18 protein-coding genes are annotated in these 18,565 nt (G+C 47.0%); 12 read left to right on the top strand and 6 right to left on the bottom strand.

Annotation, left to right across the window (positions count from 1 at the left end):
• Positions 1–35 precede the first annotated feature (35 nt).
• The 7 genes from IDJ77_RS20630 (at position 36) to IDJ77_RS20660 (ending at position 6,315) form a co-directional block, all read left to right on the top strand.
• The gene (locus IDJ77_RS20630; protein ID WP_191190870.1) at positions 36–467 is read left to right on the top strand and encodes a hypothetical protein; all 432 of its coding nucleotides are present in this window, start codon (positions 36–38) and stop codon (positions 465–467) included.
• A 23-nt stretch (positions 468–490) separates the two neighbouring features.
• Positions 491–922: a hypothetical protein gene (locus IDJ77_RS20635; protein ID WP_191190871.1), complete on the top strand. Its 432-nt coding sequence runs from the start codon at positions 491–493 to the stop codon at positions 920–922.
• 89 nt (positions 923–1,011) lie between these two features.
• Entirely contained in the window at positions 1,012–1,368 is a 357-nt protein-coding gene (locus IDJ77_RS20640; RefSeq protein ID WP_191190872.1) for a glycoside hydrolase, read from the top strand.
• 208 nt (positions 1,369–1,576) lie between these two features.
• Positions 1,577–1,948 carry a hypothetical protein gene (locus IDJ77_RS20645; RefSeq protein ID WP_191190873.1) on the top strand — a complete coding sequence of 124 codons (372 nt, stop codon included), beginning with the start codon at positions 1,577–1,579 and terminating at the stop codon, positions 1,946–1,948.
• 337 nt (positions 1,949–2,285) lie between these two features.
• A complete protein-coding gene (locus tag IDJ77_RS20650; RefSeq protein WP_191190874.1) occupies positions 2,286–4,643 on the top strand; it encodes a TonB-dependent receptor in 2,358 nt (785 codons plus the stop codon).
• 1 nt (position 4,644) lies between these two features.
• A complete protein-coding gene (locus tag IDJ77_RS20655) occupies positions 4,645–6,090 on the top strand; it encodes a PepSY-associated TM helix domain-containing protein (RefSeq protein WP_191190875.1) in 1,446 nt (481 codons plus the stop codon).
• Positions 6,091–6,102: 12 nt separating this feature from the next.
• Positions 6,103–6,315: a heavy metal-binding domain-containing protein gene (locus tag IDJ77_RS20660; RefSeq protein ID WP_191190876.1), complete on the top strand. Its 213-nt coding sequence runs from the start codon at positions 6,103–6,105 to the stop codon at positions 6,313–6,315.
• 127 nt (positions 6,316–6,442) lie between these two features.
• Here the strand turns inward: IDJ77_RS20660 and IDJ77_RS20665 are convergent, their stop codons facing one another.
• On the bottom strand, positions 6,443–7,645 hold the full coding sequence (locus IDJ77_RS20665; RefSeq protein ID WP_191190877.1) for a DUF3179 domain-containing (seleno)protein: 1,203 nt from the start codon (positions 7,643–7,645) through the stop codon (positions 6,443–6,445).
• Positions 7,646–7,834: 189 nt separating this feature from the next.
• Between IDJ77_RS20665 and IDJ77_RS20670 the strand changes: the two genes are divergently transcribed.
• From IDJ77_RS20670 to IDJ77_RS20680, 3 genes are all read left to right on the top strand, one after another.
• Positions 7,835–8,539, top strand: coding sequence for a DsbA family oxidoreductase (locus tag IDJ77_RS20670; RefSeq protein ID WP_191190878.1), 705 nt, complete (start codon positions 7,835–7,837; stop codon positions 8,537–8,539).
• 22 nt (positions 8,540–8,561) lie between these two features.
• Positions 8,562–9,320 (top strand): hypothetical protein, encoded by a 759-nt coding sequence (locus IDJ77_RS20675; RefSeq protein ID WP_191190879.1) that lies wholly within the window; start codon positions 8,562–8,564, stop codon positions 9,318–9,320.
• 108 nt (positions 9,321–9,428) lie between these two features.
• A complete protein-coding gene (locus IDJ77_RS20680; RefSeq protein ID WP_224751174.1) occupies positions 9,429–10,577 on the top strand; it encodes an MFS transporter in 1,149 nt (382 codons plus the stop codon).
• Here IDJ77_RS20680 and IDJ77_RS20685 read toward each other — a convergent pair.
• From IDJ77_RS20685 to IDJ77_RS20705, 5 genes are all read right to left on the bottom strand, one after another.
• The gene (locus IDJ77_RS20685; protein ID WP_191190880.1) at positions 10,574–10,843 is read right to left on the bottom strand and encodes a hypothetical protein; all 270 of its coding nucleotides are present in this window, start codon (positions 10,841–10,843) and stop codon (positions 10,574–10,576) included. The two genes, IDJ77_RS20680 and IDJ77_RS20685, sit on opposite strands and share 4 nt — an antisense overlap.
• 236 nt (positions 10,844–11,079) lie before the next feature.
• Positions 11,080–12,303, bottom strand: a complete 1,224-nt coding sequence (locus IDJ77_RS20690) for an AGE family epimerase/isomerase (protein WP_191190881.1) — start codon at positions 12,301–12,303, stop codon at positions 11,080–11,082.
• A gap of 6 nt (positions 12,304–12,309) precedes the next feature.
• Entirely contained in the window at positions 12,310–13,494 is a 1,185-nt protein-coding gene (locus IDJ77_RS20695) for a glycoside hydrolase family 130 protein (RefSeq protein ID WP_191190882.1), read from the bottom strand.
• Positions 13,495–13,502: 8 nt separating this feature from the next.
• Positions 13,503–15,350, bottom strand: a complete 1,848-nt coding sequence (locus tag IDJ77_RS20700) for a sodium:solute symporter family protein (RefSeq protein WP_191190883.1) — start codon at positions 15,348–15,350, stop codon at positions 13,503–13,505.
• Positions 15,351–15,558: 208 nt separating this feature from the next.
• Entirely contained in the window at positions 15,559–16,434 is an 876-nt protein-coding gene (locus IDJ77_RS20705; protein WP_191190884.1) for an AraC family transcriptional regulator, read from the bottom strand.
• A gap of 617 nt (positions 16,435–17,051) precedes the next feature.
• On the opposite strand from IDJ77_RS20705, the gene IDJ77_RS20710 reads away from it, so the two are divergent.
• On the top strand, positions 17,052–17,780 hold the full coding sequence (locus IDJ77_RS20710; protein WP_224751178.1) for an MlaE family ABC transporter permease: 729 nt from the start codon (positions 17,052–17,054) through the stop codon (positions 17,778–17,780).
• A gap of 7 nt (positions 17,781–17,787) precedes the next feature.
• Complete coding sequence (locus tag IDJ77_RS20715) at positions 17,788–18,561, top strand: ABC transporter ATP-binding protein (protein ID WP_191190886.1); 774 nt, start codon at positions 17,788–17,790, stop codon at positions 18,559–18,561.
• Positions 18,562–18,565 lie beyond the last annotated feature (4 nt).

Genomic DNA, 18,565 nt, shown 5'->3' on the forward strand with positions numbered 1-18,565 from the left:
CATATATCTTTGTTGAAATTAAAATCCATCACAAAATGAAAACAACAAAAAACACATTAAGAAAGGCTGCATTGGCCTTTGCTTTCATACTGGCAGGCAGCACCATTAGCTTTGCACAGTGCGATAAACCGGTAAAGCTTATTTCATCGGTAACCAATTACCTGAACGATAAGGGCGAGGTAGAACGCTCGAAAGATGAAGAAACGGTTATCACTCTGTCGAAAACGGAATTGACCATCACCCCGGGCGATCACATGATGAATGGCAACGTTACCGGGTACACCTGCAACTGGACAACACCTTTTAAAGAGGGCAAAACAACCGTAAAATCGGTACTGACCGACGGAGATAAAGACCTGCATGTTACCATTACTATTGAAGGCAAAGCAGGGAAAGTGACCCTGACGTTTGTGGCCGAGGAAATGCCGGGGAAAACGATCCAGGTAGTGGCGGATAAGTTTGAGTAAGCATTTTTAAAACCCGTAAAAAAATGAAGACAAAACATTTAAAGAAGGCTGTATTAGCTTTTGCTTTGATACTTGCAGGCAGCACTACCAGCTTTGCGCAGTGCGATAAGCCGGTTATGCTGATTTCATCGGCCACGAATTATTACAATGCCAAAGGCGAACTGCAGCGCAGCAAGGAGGAGGAGACCATTATCACCCTAACCAAAACCCAGGTAATTATTGCCCCCGGCAATGAAGAACACAAAATGACCGGTGATATAAAAACATACACCTGCAACTGGGCAACGCCGTATAAAGATGGTAAAACAGTTGTTACCACCGTATTTACCGACGGTGGTAAAAGCTTCAACGCTACGGTTACCATTGAAGGCAAAGCCGGTAAAGTTACGGCCACCATGGAAGCAGCAGAAATGCCCAATATAAAGATACAGGTGGTGGCAGATAAGTTTGAGTAATGAAGGCGTTAAGGGTAGATTAAATTTGTAATTCCATTATTGTTTTTTTAATAAAACCCCTACATTTAGTTATTCAAAACAAACTGACTATGAAAAGAAAGATTACGATTACAGCCTTATTGTCTTGCTGCTTTATGATAGCCCTGGCAGCATTTGCCGACCTGAACGGTAAATGGGTAGGTACGCTGAATACACCTGACGGCCAGGCACTGGATATTACCTATACTTTTAAAGTAGACGGCGAAAAACTAACCGGTACGGCAACATCGCCAGCGGGCGATGTATCTGTTGACGATGGCAAAGTAAAAGGCGACGATTTCACCTTCAAAGTAAATGTAAATGGTACAGATTACCCGCACAGCGGCAAGGTATACGCCGATTCTGTTGCCATGAACATTGATTTTGGAGGATCAAATGCGCACTTCGTTTTAAAGCACGCTAAGTAATTACAAACCTAAAACCGATAGAGCCCTGCCCGAAACGGCGGGGTTTTTTGTTTTTTAGAAGCCTCACCCTGCCCTCTCCTTTGGAGAGGGTTCTTTTATTTTTCCAAGTCCTCTCCTTTGGAGAGGATTTAGGTGAGGCTTCGATAATGCGTTCTAATTCATTATTCCATTTCCACATACAACCCGCAAGCCGTACCTTTGCGGCCAAATGCTGCAACGTATAACCGCATATTTGCTAATTGTTTCGCTGGTAACGGTGAACTTTACGCGGCTGTTTGTTTACGCGGGTTTCGAGCTTAACCGCAATTATATTGCCGCCAAGCTGTGCGAAAACCGCAGTAAACCCTGGATGCATTGTAACGGCAAGTGCTACTTTATGAAAAAAATAAAGCAGGCCGAAGACAACAAAGCAGCCGGCGAACGGTCGTCGCAAAAGAACCTTTTCCAGGAAGCGGGATTTAACGAGCCGGAGCAAATTAAATTCCATTCCGTTTTGTTGGCGGTAATAGCGAGCCCCGAGCCCCCTATTAACCTGCCCACCCAGATCCGTCCCATCTTTCAGCCCCCGCGGCTCTCCTAAATTCTATTAAAGTTTTTTCGATACAGTTTTTGATAATGGCTTGGGCCATTGTTGAGTTTCGTGCATGCTTTTGCGCGGCTGTATATTATTTACGCCTGCCCGGTACGGTCATGCGTCGAAACCTTTCAATTCGTTTCTTGTCGCCCGCATATTTAACTCACCCCGACATCGCTATCGCTTGTCGACCCTCTCTCCTGCGGAAAGAGGGTGAAGAAAAAAACTCCCCTCTTTCCGCAGGAGAGAGGGGTTGGGGGTGAGTTAAATTGCGATGCGGACATGACCGACATGTTTCGAACACACAAGCAGTACATACACCGGGCAAACCTTATATGCATTTATGAAAACATTTACTCTATTATACCTCCTATTTTCCTCCCTATCGGCAATAGCCTTTGGGCAAACCAAACTTACTGGTACTGTTACCGACGCCCGTACCCATGAGCCCATCACAAGCGTTGCCGTATGCAATGCCGATGACCCGAACAGCCTGAAAGACCTGGGTCATACCGATGCCAAGGGCCGCTTCGTCATCAATACCGCTGGCATTAAAACCCTGCGTTTTAGTGTGGTGGGCTATAACGCGCAATTATACGAAATAGTTAAGGGCCTTACTTCTGCCGAGATCATGTTGGAACCTGCTACGATAGATCTGCAGCAGGTGGTGGTGTCTGCCAGTCGCGAAAAGCAGGCGAGGCAAAGCGCGCCGATCGCTATCAGCAAGATCAACGCTACCCAAATGCACGATACCAAAGCCACCGCCCTTTACCAGTTGCTGAACAAGGTTCCCGGCGTTTACATGGTGAACCTGGGTAACGAGCAGCACACCATGGCCATCCGCCAGCCTATTACCTACAACGCACTTTATTTGTATATGGAGGATGGGCTGCCTATCCGCCCAACGGGGATGTTCAATCACAACTCGCTTTACGAGATCAACATGAGCGGCGTGCGCGATATCGAAGTGATCAAAGGCCCGGCCTCTTCGCTTTATGGCAGCAATGCTATAGGCGGGGCGGTCAACTTTATTACGCAGGGTGCGCCTGCGGGCTACGCCGCAAATTTATCAGTGCAGGGCGATAACTATAAGTACCGCCGGGTAGATGCCGACGGTGGCTTTACATCGGGTAAATTTGGGTTATATGCCGGCGGTTACATCGCCCATCAAAAAGACAGCTGGCAGGATTATTCGGATTTCGACAAGTATTCCGCCAACATCAAAACCACCTATGATTTGGATGCGGCAACCCGCATAACCGCTGCGGCAACTTACAATTACTTAAACACCCAAACACCCGGCAGTTTAGATAGTGCACATTTTTACAACCGCAGCTATGGGGCCAACCAGCGTTTCACCTACCGTAAAGTGGAAGCCTTTAGAGCCAATGCCAAGCTGGAGCATACCTGGAGCGATAACAGCAACGCTTTTGTTACGCTGTTCTATCGCAATAACTCCACCGCGCAACTGCCGAGTTATTTTATCTCGGACCTGCGGGACAATGCGGGTAACTACTTAAGCTCAAACGGGCAGGAAAACGACCAGCGTTTTCACAGTTTTGGCTTGCTGGCACAGCACCGTACCGATTTTAACTTCCTGCATTCGCGGCTCATAGCAGGCGTTTATGTTGATAACAGCCCCAGCAGCTATTACGCCAAATATTTGGAGGTGCAAAAGGATGTAGTCAATAATTATTATACCGGTTATACCCGCACAGGCAGGTTTATTGATGATTACCGCATCAAACTCTTCAATACCGCGGCTTATACCCAGTACGAAATTAAGCCGGTAGATGCACTGCGCATTGTAATGGGTTTACGTTACGACCGCATCCACTATGCTTTCAATAACAACATCCCCGCAGGCAGCACCAAATATAAACAGCAGGAAAAAAACGATTTCAACATCGTGGCGCCAAAGCTGGGACTTACCTACAACTTTGGTAACAACAAAGGTTTTTATGCCAACTATAGCGTAGGCTTCCAGCCGCCCGAAACCGGCGACCTGTACAGTTCGCGCCAGCTGGTACAATTAAAACAAGCCACTTTCAACAATTACGAAGCCGGCGGCTGGTTGGCCCTGCTGAATAAAAAGATGTATCTGGAAGTTACCTTGTACGATCTGGAGGGCCGCAACGAGATCATTAACCAGTTGTTGCCGGATAACACCACCCAAAACCAAAATGCCGGCGCAACCCGCCACCGGGGCATCGAGTATTCGGTAGCTTATGCTCCGGTGAAGGAATTGAGTTTCCGCTTTAGCGGCACAAATGCCAGGCACACTTATGTAGATTACAGCGAGGTAAGCACCAATTACGCCACGGGAACCAACACCGTTATTAGCTATAACGGAAAGCGCATGAACAACGCCCCGGCATGGATAGCCAACAGCGAATTAACCTACAAACCCGCCTATGCCGATGGATTACGTTTATCTGCCGAGTGGCAGCACATTAACCAGTATTTTACCAACCCGGCCAATACCAAAACGTATTCGGGCTATAATATTTACAATGTACGGTTGGGGTATGATATGAAAGCGGGCGCTTTAAAAGGTGCCGGCATCTGGCTCAACGCGCTAAACGTTGCCGATAAGCTTTACGCCACCACGGTAACCAGCAACCAATATGGCGATACTTACAACGCAGCCCCGCCGCGCACCATTACATTAGGCATTAGTTATTCTATAGCAAAACATTAACATGGCAACAGCAAAACAAAACTTTTATAAATGGCACCGCATATTGGGTTTAACCGCCCTGGTACCGGTTATTTTTTGGACACTGAGCGGATTATCGCATCCGTTCATGTCTAACTGGTTTAGGCCAGCCATTGCGCAGGAAGTATTTAAGCCCTTGCCGCAAAGCGAAATGAAACCGGGCATCTCCGTACAAGAGGTACTCATCAAAAATGGGATCACGGAGTTCCGTAATTTCGGATTGATCAGCTTGGAAGGCCAAACTTTTTACCAGGTTTTAGGCAAGGATAGCATCGTTAATTATTACTCAGCTACAAACGGAGAATTATTAAAAGACGGCGACCAAACTTACGCCAAATATTTAGCCCGCTATTTTACGCAGGATACCGTATCGCGCATTAAAAGCCTTACCCTGCAAAAAAGCTTCGATGGCCATTACCAGCCCATTAACCACCTGCTGCCCGTTTGGAAGATAAGCTTCGACAGGCCCGACGGCATGGACGTGTACATCGAAACCACGCAAAGCCGTATGGGCACTTTCAACAACAATACCCGCAAAGCCATGCTGGTGTTTTTTGAACAGCTGCACACCTGGCAATTTTTGGCCGCTATAGGCGGCGAGCAATTCAGGCTCATCGTGCTGCTGATTATCGTAAGCATCATGTTCTTCTCCTTACTGAGCGGCCTTACCGTGTATGGTTTCTCTTGGAAGAAGTTTAAAACGGCAAGCCAAAACCGCAAACAGGCAGGCCGAAAAGACACTCGCTTTGTACATCGCTTTCACCGGCAAATAGGGCTCATTGTTTCTTTTGTAATGTTGACATTTATCATCAGCGGGGCTTTCCATATCATTGTAAAACTGCGTAACATCGGCCCGGATGAGAAAAAATACAGCCAGATGATCAACACTAAAGACGTGACTTTATCAAATTTAAAATTGCCTTTGGCCGATAGTACAATCCTTAAAACGGGCATTGTAAATTTCTACGGAAAAACCTGGTACCAGATAAGCACCAATAAAAAGGATGTGCTTTATTTTGATGTTGCTAACGGACAGGAATTAGCAGATGGTGATAAACGATACGCCGCTTTTTTAACCGGCTTTTACCGGGAGGCACCTTCGGGCATTAAACAGGCTAAGGGTAAGCTAAAAATTAGCCAGATCCGTCAGTTCGATAATGAATATGGCTTCATTAATAAACGACTGCCCGTGCAAAAAGTAGAATACCCCAATAACGAAAACTGGTATGTCGAAACCACCACCTCGCAATTAGCAGAAAAAGTTACCGGGATAGACCGCACGGAAGGATTTTCCTTTATATTTTTACACAAATATTTTGGCATGAGCTGGGCGGGTAAAAATATCCGCGATGTGGCGAGTATGCTGGCCGCGCTGGGTGTGCTGGTAGTTTCCTTATTCGGCTTTGCCGCTTTTATCAAAAACAAATAACCAATTATAATAATGAAGATCCGTTTTATATTATTCGCATTAACAGGCCTGCTGGCTGTGGCCGCCTGCACCAGCGCTCCAAAAAAGGATGCCAAAGCAACCGAAGCCGAAAAGCCAAAGGGTAAATACTATTGCACCATGCATCCCGATATTACCTCGGATAAACCCGGCACCTGCAATAAATGCGGCATGGACCTGGCAGAACGCGATACGACGAAGAAATGAGTTCTTAACCACCGCGTCATTGCGAGGTACGAAGCAATCTCTACACAGGACGAGCCGTAACGCAAAGCGGTGAACCAAGCCGGGAGATTGCTTCGTACCTCGCAATGACGCGTTTTTTATGTGAAACCTATACCCCCTTCCACAATTCCGTACCCGGGTGGAATTGTTTCCAGGAGCGCCAGTATTCCTGGTAGGCCTGTATTTTATTGAGTTGCTTGCCTTTGTGTGGGCCGGAGATACAGGTTCCCGTCCAATCCCAAATGGAGGATGTTTCCTGGTCGGATAAGCAATTCTCTTTGTCCATTATAAAATGGAGTTGTTTGCCGTCTACAATACTGCTCCAGGTATGAAAACTTTGCTGGTCGTCTTCAATGGCAATGATCAGCGGGATGCCGTTCAGGTTATCATTCAGCACCTGCTTTTTCAGCAGCTGGCGCCAATCGTATGCCTTTGGCTTCCCATTGGCAATGATGCCAATCATCCAGCTTTTGCGCACCAGCGAATCTTTATTTTTCAGGCTGCTGTCCTTTTCTACCGCCTGTTTGTGGTCGTAATCCTTCAGGTCGATATACTCGTCCATGTAAGTTCTATCAGGCTGCATGATCTGCGATGCGGGGTATTTCACCAGCCATGATCCAAGCGACATTTGCTCATAAGGCAGTTCTTCCAGATGCGAACCCTTCATGGGCCCCACTGCGGCAATACCGGTTGCCTGGTACCACCATGTGCCTGATGTTTCATCTTCAATAATAGCATTATAATGCCTCGCCCCTACCAGCCTGAAGGTTTGTTCAGTGCCTTTAATAACCGGGTCGTACACGCGACCGGTACGGCACATGGTACAATAGGTAACCAAAACGGGTTTACCGCCCAGGCTATCCTGCACTTTATGATGGTAGCCCAGGTATATAATAGGGTAAGCTTTAGCAACGCCGTTTTGTACCACACCAATTACCAGGTAGCTTTGCGGTACTTTGTTTTTTAGCCCGTTGGCAAACCTTGCCTTTTGGGTTTCTTTAAACATCACCTCGGCCTTAAACATGTAATCGGTAAAGTAGAAGCTGCCCAGGCACAGGGCCAGTACGCTTAATTTTACGATCTTACCTTTGCGGGAATCTTTTGATAAGTAGATAAAGAGGTAAGCTGCAATAAGCACCGCGCCCAAAATACGCAGCGGTAAAACTATCTTTTCGAGGTAATAACAAATGGTAATGGCATTGATATCCTGGCTGCCGGGAAAGGGCATCAGCAGGTAAGCGTGCAGCAAACCGGGTAAAATAAGCAATACAATGCCAGCCCAAAAAAGCAAAGGTTTAGTCTTAGTGTTCATTTTGTCAGTAAAAGGGCTTATAACAGTATTGGTTAACCAGGTTAAGAAATACTAAAGTATAAAAAATAAGTTAGCTGTCAATACCGTGCTAAAAATAATCGTGCTCAGCGTTTTAGCATTTCTTTTTTTTACTTTGGGCTTACCCGCGCTTTAATCTCATCGGCTACCTTTGTTTTAAAACATAAGGTTATGAAAGTTGAGATCTGGAGTGATGTAATGTGCCCGTTCTGCTACATTGGCAAACGCCGTTTTGAGGATGCTTTGCAGCAGTTTGATGGTAAAGATAAGGTGGAGATAGAATGGAAAAGCTTTCAGCTTAACCCGCAGATGAAAACCGACCCATCGGTGAATATCAGCCAGTACCTGGCCGATGTAAAAGGCTGGACGCTGGAATACGCGCAGCAAATGAACGCCCACGTTACCCAAATGGCCGCCGAAGTTGGACTTACCTATGATTTCGACCGCGCGGTGGTAGCCAATAGCTTAAAAGCGCACCGCTTTAGCCACTACGCCAAAAGCAAAGGCCTGGGCGATGCCGCCGAAGAAGCACTGTTTAAAGCCTATTTCACGCTTGGTAAAAACACCGACGATACCGGTACGCTTACTGAACTCGGCGCGGAGATCGGCCTCGACAGCAGCGAAGTAATTGCTGTGTTAAACAGCGAAGCCTATACCGATGATGTGAAACATGATATCGCCGAAGCCGAATACCTAGGCATTCGCGGCGTACCATTTTTTGTGATGAACGGCAAATACGCGGTATCGGGCGCGCAGGCTGTGCCCGTTTTCACCCAGACGCTGGAGAAAGCCTTTGGCGAATGGAATGATGAGCAGGCAAAACCAAAATTTGACGTGATTGACGGACCTGTTTGCGGGCCGGACGGCGATTGCTAAACCAGATTTAGTTGAAAATTAAATGCTTGCAAAACTTTGCTTAGCAGGGAATAAATTATATATTTATGGGATTAGAAATCTAAACCGTTACCACTTCATGAAACGTTTTTTTTACCCCCTGCTTACTTTAATCTTCTTAGCCACAGCAATTTCGGGCTGTAAGCTTGATGCACCAGTTTATCCTGATGGAACAACTACTGGAACAGGAACAGAAACAGGTACCGGAACTGGAACGGGAACGGGAACCGGTACAGGCACGGGAACAGGAACAGGAACAGGAACAGGTACTGGAACGGGAACGGGTACTGGTACTGGAACGGGAACAGGAACAGGAACAGGTACTGGAACAGGCACTGGGACGGGAACAGGCACTGGGACAGACTTAAACGATGGCAATGGCTTACCAATAGGAGCCACAGGCACAGTTAAGGTACAGATAGATAGCAATCCGATACTTGTATTCGATAGTTTTTCTTCTTTTAACGTTGACGCGATATCGCCTAATGGCGATCCTGAAGGTTTAACCGCCGTTCAAGCAGCTGACAAAAGCTTCAATCTTTTTGTAATGACTGTAGAAGGGAGTAAAGTTGGCCTGTTTGAAGTAGGGCACATTGGCTTTCTAAAATACTCAAGCGTATCTCATGGAAACGGTGACAGTTCAGGTAAAGTAAAAATCACCTCCTTAACTTCGACAAACATAAAGGGCACTTTTAAATTGGAGATGGTTGATGATTTAAACGCAAGTCACCAAGTAATTGGTTCGTTTAACGTCAATAAATAACCGCAGGTCAGCAAAGTGTTGTTTATTTGGTGTAATTTCAATTATTAAATTATTGATGCTATATTTGCATCTTAGTGTATTTTTTACACTATCATAAATAAACAATATTTGGAAGCCGCTATATCACCCTATCATCACTCGCGTACCACGCTGCGCATCGCGGTAGCCGCCATGTTTTTCATGACGGGGCTATGCTTTTCCAGCTGGACATCGCGCATAGCCACCATCCAGCAAACGCTCGACCTGTCTGAAGCGGCATTGGGTGGTGTGCTGTTTGCCTTGCCTGTAGGGTTAATGTGCTCCCTCCCTTTTTCGGGCTGGATAATTACTAAAATAGGCAGCCGAAATTTATTAGTAGCCGCGCTTGTTGTTTACAGCTTATCGTTAGTTACCCTCGGGCTTGCCCAAAATGTGATCCAACTGGTTATTTGCCTGGTGATATTTGGCTTTAGCAGCAATGCGGTAAATATATCGGTAAACACCCAGGCCGTAGCTGCCGAAGAGTTGTATAAGCGGCCCATCCTGGCCTCATTCCACGGCTTGTGGAGCCTTGCCGGGTTCACAGGCGGGCTCATCGGCGTGTTTATGATGCGAATGCACATTATCCCATGGCACCACTTCGCTATTATTTTAGGGATCATTTTATTGATAGTTTTTATCACCATCCCCTATTTAAAAAACGATAAGGTGGTAGATAGCGGGCCGGTTTTTGTAATGCCCGATAATTCCCTCATCAAATTAGGCGCCATAGCGTTTTGCTCGATGATATGCGAAGGTGCCATGTTCGACTGGAGTGTGATCTACTTTAAAAAAGTGGTACTCGCCCCTATCGACTGGATAGGCGCCGGCTTTACCGCCTTTATGGCCACCATGGCCCTTGGCCGTTTTGTGGCGGACAGCTTTGCACACCGCTTTGGTTTAAAACGCACCATGCAAATCAGCGGGATGCTTACTGCAACCGGGTTGCTGATAGCGGTTATCTTCCCGCATTTTTACACCGCGCTTATCGGGTTCTTGTTTGTTGGCGCGGGTGTATCATCGGTAGTACCCATGGTTTACAGCGCGGCAGGCAAATCAAAAACAATGAAGCCGGGTGTAGCACTTGCGGCTGTTTCTACGCTTGGTTTTATGGGGTTTTTAATAGGCCCGCCTATTATCGGTTTTATTGCCGGGTTAGCCACGCTGCGGGCATCCTTCACGCTGATAGCCATGATGGGCATTTGTGTAACCATTGTATCTACCAAGGCAAAAATTTAAGCCCTGGTCAGATCGGCTTCGCCGGGATTCAGCACATATTCAAAGTTTTCGTACCCGTTATGAAATTGGAATCTCAGCCGTTCCTTGGGTACATTGATATCCAGCGAAATAGCCGCCAAAGTTTCGGGCAGATTATCCCTGATCAGTTTCAGGTCGACAATATTGGGCATATCTATATGGATATCCTCTCCAATGGGTTCAATCTTCCAGCCGTTTAAGTTAGCGGCTGCTAATACATCTATCCATTTTTGCTGGTATGCGTTCATAAGCTTCGTGTTTTGCTTATGAGGAACAGGTGGATGGGGAGAAAGTTTTACGGAAAGCTTAAACACCTTGTCATTGCGAGGAGCGGCATGAGATAAGCGCGGTGGGGCGACGTGGCAATCTCATAGGACAGGTATAAAACCCTGCTTATCGGCAATTGCATGGCCGCTCTGCCTATTTGCGATTGCCGCGCTATCGCTCGCAATGACAAGTGGTAAATTGGACATAGAAAGCAATCCTAAAAATCGCATAAATCCGCTTGATCCCGGTTCAGACCCGTCCTCCTCATCACCTCCAAACAAGCCCTGCTGTTGTGATAGGGGCATTTCCAAAGGCCTGTTTTGTCCTCAGTAGCCATAACGCTGCCATCGGCATAGATACCCCAAAACCATTCGCCGTTCTCTTTGTCGAGAATGTGCTGCTTTACAAACTCCCAACTGCCGATGGAGAGCGTTAGCCACTTGTCGTCGCCGGTTATTTGGTAGGTGTTGTAAAAACCTACCATCGCTTCCGCTTGCGGCCACCAGTGTTTTTCTTTGATGAGGTGCTTAGTTGATGGCTCATATTCGTACCAAAGCCCGCCATCGGCATCCAGGCCTTGCAGCGTTGCTTCGGAGATCTCAACACAAATGATTTTTATCCTTTCTATCAGTTCCTGGTGATGAATAGCTTCGGCAGCCTCCAGTAAAAGCCAGGTTGCTTCAATATCGTGCCCGTAAGAAATCGTATCAGATTTGGCGTTCCATTCCTCATCAAAAAACAAAATGAGGTGCCCGGTTTTACTATCGATGATGTGATCGGTAAAGTTATGCAACAGGGTTTCTATCTGCGTGCGTAAACCCCCATCCGGCCAAACGGTGTAGAGGGTGGTGTAGGCCTCCAATACATGGAGATGGGTGTTCATGCTCTTTTTTTCGTTGGCATCCTTGGCGCTCAGTCGCAGGTCGGTTAGGGGTTCCCATTCGCGGGTGAAGGCTTCGAGATAGCCGGTATGTTCTTTGTCGTAGCTTTTCTCTACCAATAAAAGATAGAGCTTTTTTGCTTCGGTCAATACGGTGTCCTCACCGCTTGCCTTGTAATATTCGCTTAGCGCGTAAATGGTAAAAGCAGATGCGTACACCTGCTTTTTAGTATCCAAAGGCTTGCCTTGGTGGTCTACCGCCCAGTAAACACCGCCGTGCGTTTCATCAATAAAATTGTTAATGATATACAGGTAAGCGATAGTAGCCACACCCAAATAAAGCGCGTTATGGGTTTGGTTATAAGCCGCCGAAAAGCTCCACAGGATCCGCGCATTCAGCACCGAACCCTTTGGCGAACCGGGGATAACATTATTCTCATTATCTATTTTGCCAAAAAAGCCGCGGTTTTCCTCATCAATGGTATTATCCACCCAGTAGTTGAGGATGTTCTCCAGTTCTTCCTCTAACTCTGCTTTATAGGCGCTTAGTCTTTCGCTCATAATTTACTAAACCAGTTCCTTCAGCTTTTTGTTGTTATTGATAATTGTATTCAGCGTATTTACCGAAGCCGCCGAGCGCAGGCCATCAGCCGGGGTGTTCATTACGTAATCCAATAGTTTATCTACGGTAGTGGTTGCCACGTGCATACGGGTATCTGATGATGCATAATAAATAAATACGCTGCCGTCCTCATCCTTTATCCAGCCGTTGCAGAAAGCCACGTTGCTTACGTCGCCAATACGCTCGGCACCATCCGGGGCTAAAAAGTAGCCCGCGGGTTTGTACAGCACTTTGGTCAAGTCATTTAGGTCGGTCATAAACATATACAGCGTATAGCGCAAGCCGGCAGCTGTATTGCGCACTCCATGTGCCAGGTGCAGCCAGCCTTGTTCGGTTTTTATAGGGGTTGGGCCCTGCCCGTTCTTGGCCTCGTAAACAGTATGGTATTGTTTGTTGTCGATAATGGTCTCCTCGTCTACCACAGCATTCTCCATGGTCTCGCAAAGCCCAAAGCCGATACCACCACCTTTACCCGCACTGATAAAGCCATCCTGCGGACGGGTGTACAGCGCGTATTTACCGTCCACAAATTCGGGGTGCAGCACCACGTTGCGTTGTTGCGGCGAGTTGGTTTTGAGGTCGGCAAGGCGTTCCCAAATCAGCAGGTCCTTTGTGCGGGCAATGCCGCAGGCGGCTATGGCCATGCTTTGGTCGTGCGATGGCGCAGCGGGGTCGCGCCTTTCGGTACAGAAGAGGCCGTAGATCCAACCATCTTCGTGCGCTGTTAGGCGCATATCGTACAGGTTGGTATCAGGCTCATCCGTTTCGGGCATGGTAACCGGGTTATCCCAAAAGGTAAAATGGCTTATCCCGTTAGGGCTTTCTGCTACCGCGAAGAAGGATTTGCGGTCGGCACCTTCTACCCTCACCACCATCAGGTATTTCCCGTTGAATTTGATGGCACCGGCGTTAAAAGCAGCGTTAATGCCGAAACGCTCCATCAGGTAGGGGTTGGTTTCGGGGTTTAAATCGTATTTCCAGCTTATGGGAGCGTGCGCGGCTGTTAGCACCGGGTTTTTATACCGGTCGAAGATGCCGTTGCCCGGTCCGTCGATCTCGTTAGGCGTATCCGTCAGTTGCTGGTATGCCGCTTGTAGTTGCGCCAGCCTGTTTTTAAAGGTAGGGGTCATATAATGTATTAATATTCTTTTAGTTTATTCCACCAGGTTTTCTTGAGAATCAGCATCATTACCGCCAAAATGACTATGGTAACCAGCAAAGGCGACCTTTGCCCCAGTACAAGATACATGGGCAATATGGTTAGGCAGCATTGGGCTATGGTGCCTATCACCACGTTGAACATATTGAGTTTAAAGTTTTTATTAGGCTGAAAGGATGGGTCGTTTGCCAACGCGATCTGTTTAACCGGCTCCCAAAAACCCCATGGGCGTACGTTGGTATAAAAGGATTGCAGTACGGCAGCGTCGGTTGGAGGTGCCGCATACGAGCCGATGATAGAGCCCGCCAGCGAGAACAGGAACAGCACCGGGAACCAGTAAAGCAGCTGCCCATCGGGGATATAGCCATACGTAACCAGTACCGAAGACGCCATGGCTACCAGGATCCCGGCAAGCATCCCCCAGAAAAAACCATTGGCATTAAAGCGCCACCAATGCCATTTAAGCACGTTGGCTGCTATATAGCCCCCGTATAGGGCAGAAACTATCCATTGCAATACACTGTTGATATCCTTCACAAAAAAGCCGAGGAAAACGCCCAGGGCTACCACCACCACCCCCACCAGGTAATTCATACTGATGATCTTCTGGGTAGATGCCTCGGGGTTTACATATTTAATGTAGATATCGTTCACGATATAAGCCTGCGCAGCGTTCATGGTGCCGCTAAAAGTGCTCATAAAGGCACCCAGTAAACCGGCAAGCAGTAAGCCTACCAGGCCGACCGGTAAAAAGTTATTGATAACCGCAGGCAAAATGCGTTCAAAATCGATATTACCTGCGCCATCGGCAAGGTTCATTTGGCGGTAATATATTAGTCCCAAAGCGGTTAAGCTGATGATGAGCGTATAGCGGATAGGCAACAGTATCACACTTACAAAGCCATTCATTTTACTGGCTTCTTCGGGCGAGCGGGTGCTCAGGATCTTTTGCATGTCATAATTTGGCGCGGGGCCGGCCAGGGCAGCAAAAAAGCCTTTAAAGGTCATCATCATAAAGAAATATGCGAACAGCGAGTAACCGTCGCTCTTGATCTTCACGTTCACTTCCTTGATCACGTTCGACCAATCCAGCCCCAAATGCTTACCAAAAAACGGTGTGTACCAGCCATTTGGCACATTTAGTTTATGACTGGCGAGTTGCTCTGCCGCGATGAAACCTATCCAGATACAGGCCACCGTCATGATGCCATATTTCACCATATCGCCGGTTACGATGCTGTGCATCCCGCCGATAATGGAGTAGAACATGGCAAACAGCGTGAAGATAATACCGTATACGTGAGGCACATACTGCGGCGCCACATCAAACGGCACGTAGCCTTTGATCAGGTCCCAGGGGATAAATATCTCGATAAATTTGCCCAACCCTATAAAGCCGTAAGCCATAAAACCAAGGCAGCTTAGCAAGGCAAAAGCGATAACTACCAAGTGTGAACTGGTTACACCTGCACCCGTTTTGCCAAAGCGGGTTGCCAGCCATTCGGCACCGGTAGTGGCGTTAGAGCGGCGGAGCCAGCGCGAGAGGTACATCATCAAAAAAACCTGGTTAAAAACCGGCCAAAGCCATGGTATCCAGATACTTTTCATGCCGTACACAAAGCACAGGCTCACCATCCACATGGTGCCGCTGATATCAAACATATCCGAAGCATCGCTTAAACCAAGCTTATACCAGGGCAGCGATTTGCCACCCAGCATATAGCTGTCCTTGTTTTCGCGGGCTTTTTTGCGATACCAAAGCCCGATAAATATGGTGCTGAGGAGGTACAATACGATGATGGAAATATCTATCAGGGACAATCTCATTCTTTTAATTTGAAGATTTGATAAGTTGGCAATTTGAAAATAAAGCACACAAAACGCCGCCGGCAATTGGTTAAAAGCAAAATTAGATGGTTACACCACCCAACTCTAATACTATTTTAACCAAGTATTGATTTAACACGACACATCATCCCCAAAATGCAGCCTTTGTTGCTCTATTTTCTAAACTTCAAATCAACACATCTACAAATTAAATAAATACCCTGTTCCCCGTGTAGGTTTCCCTGAACTCTTTTGGGATGCAGAATTTTTTGCGCTTGAAGATGCGGTTGAAGTTGGAAATATTATTAAAGCCGCATTTATAGGCGATCTCGGCTACGGTGGTGGTGCTCTCTATCAGCATACGCGAGGCATGGCCCAGGCGAATCTCGTTCAGGCTATCGATGAAGGTTTTGCCGGTGCGTTTTTTAATGAACCTGCTAAAGGACGCATCGGGCATGTTGGCTATCTTGGCTACCTCGGCAAGGGTTACCTGCTTGTTATAGTTAACGTTCATGTACTCAAACACCTTTTCTATACGGCGGCTGTTGTAGTTGAATTTTTCGTTGGTGAAGCTGGCATCAGATAAAGCCTTCATATTGCGGCTGATAGAAAGATCGTGCAGGATACTGAGCAGTTCCAGCACCGAATCGAACCCGTTCTTCTTATCCAGCGACTGTAGCCTGTCCTTAATGGCCAGTATGGTCTCGGGCGGGAAGGCGATACCACGCTGCGCCCTGTCAAGCATGGCTTTTACAAAGCTCAGCTGGTTGCGGCGGAGGAATTTATCATCAAACAGATCCTTATGAAACTGTATGGTCACCTCGGTAATAGCCTCGCTTTTAGCCTGGTGAGTAAACCAGGCGTGGTACAGGTTTGGGCCGATGAGCACCAGCTCCAGTTCATCTATCATTTCAATACTGCCGCCAACCACTCGTTTCGCGCCTTTGGCGTTGATAATGAGGTTCAGCTCATACTCCTCATGATAATGCAGCGGGAAATCAAACTTAGTCTTCACCCGACTAAAAATGGTAAAGCAATCGCCCGGAGTGAGCGGGGTGATCTCACGCATTACGTTATTCGGCATGGCTAATTAAAGTTGCAGTTTACAATCAAAGTATGATACGAATTTAACCTAATAATATTAATTTCCTACAAAAAGTGTTAAATTTTACCCCATTTCAGGTTAAAATCACTTCTTTTTTGGATAAAAACAACTACGTTTCGGCCGACAAAAGGCTTATTTCGGTGCAAAAAAGTACGCTTTTGCACCGAAAAAGCGGATTTTACTGTCGAAAACCTCCTTGTTTTTACAATTTTTTGCGCTTTTTTCGCAAAAATTCGCGCCCAAAGGGCCTTATTTCACACCGTTTTTTGCTTAAAAAAGGCCGGGGCATTTTGTCCCACGCATTCCTCCGGATCTCGCTCCGATCTTTTCGCACACCCCAAATTTCCTTGTTGCAGATATTATACTTTTATTTCAAATTTACAGCCGGTTACAACCACTGGCTATAGGCTAAACTTTTGGATAGTCTACCACGTGTAATAATCACTCCCCGGTTAAAACATTTTGCGCCCTTACCTATTCTATATCTTGTATTAGTTATACCTTTGTCCGCTTAAATGAATACCACTAAAAGTACAACAAAGCCAGTACCCTCCCGCTTGTCGCGAGCCAGGGGTAGTATTAGCGACTTCTTCCTGATGCTGTATAATATTTACAGTTTCGTGCTTCGCTTTTTCAAGGAAGTTTTGTTGCCCCCATACGATCTGAAAGAGATCATGCGCCAATGTTACGAAACCGGCGTGCGCTCATTTACGCTCATCACCTTAACCGGCTTCATTGTTGGCGTAATTTTCACCAAGCAAAGCCGCCCCTCGCTAACCGGCTTTGGTGCAACATCATGGCTGCCATCGCTGGTTTCCATCGCTGTTATGAAAGCCCTTGCGCCCCTGGTTACCGCGCTTATTGCCGCCGGCAAGGTGGGCAGCAGCATCGGTGCCGAACTGGGTTCCATGCGCGTTACCGAACAGATAGACGCCATGGAAGTATCGGGCACCAAACCTTTTAAATTTTTGGTGTGTACGCGTGTTATCGCAACTACCATTACTATACCCCTGCTGGCCACGTACGTAGCATTTATTGCCTTATTGGGCGGTTACCTTAACGTTAGCGCCAACGAGGGCACTACATACACCACCTTTATGGAGCAGGCCTTCGAGCCGCTTACTTTTGTAGATTTTTGGGCCTCGTTGAGTAAGGCCATCGTTTTTGGCTTCACTATTGGTATAGTAGGCTGTTACCAGGGCTATTTTGCCGATAAAGGCACCGAGGGCGTAGGTAAAGCAGCTAACGGCGCGGTAGTAACCGCCATGTTTTTGGTTTTTATTGAAGAAGTTTTAATTGTACAGATAGCCGGCTGGTTCCGCTAATACCCATATGCAAAAGCAAAAGGCAAATATCGACAAGACGAACGAAGTGGTTAAGATCCGCGGACTGGAGAAATCCTTCGGCGATTACGACGTATTAAGGGGCATCGACCTGGATCTTTTCCAGGGTGAGAACCTGGTGGTGCTTGGCCGTTCGGGTACCGGTAAATCGGTATTGATCAAATTGATCTCGGGTTTGTTAAGGCCCGATGCAGGCACAATAGATGTGTTGGGGCACGATGTAGCCAATATCAGCCAGCGCGAACTGGAAGCTTTGCGCATCCGCATTGGATTTTCTTTTCAGAATAGCGCCTTGTACGATAGTATGACGGTGCGTAAAAACCTGGAGTTCCCGCTGGTGCGTAACCGCAAGGGCATTACCAAGGCCGAGGTGGATAAAAATGTGGAGAGCGTGCTGGATGCGGTTGGCCTTTCGCAAACCATCAACCAGATGCCATCCGAACTTTCGGGCGGGCAGCGCAAGCGTATCGGTATTGCCCGTACGCTGATCCTCAACCCCGAAATTATGATGTATGATGAGCCTACCGCCGGTTTGGATCCCATCACCTGTATCGAAATAAACGACCTGATCAACGAAGTACAAAAAAACTACAACACTTCATCCATCATCATTACACACGATTTGACCTGCGCCAAACAAACCGGCGATAGGGTTGCTATGTTACTGGAGGGTCAGTTTCAGCGTGTGGGTACTTTCGATGAAGTATTTAAAACCGACGACGTAAGGGTAAAACCTTTTTACGATTATAATTTTACAGAATAATATT

It is taken from the genome of Mucilaginibacter pankratovii, from assembly GCF_014773265.1.
Taxonomy (GTDB): Bacteria; Bacteroidota; Bacteroidia; order Sphingobacteriales; family Sphingobacteriaceae; genus Mucilaginibacter; species Mucilaginibacter pankratovii.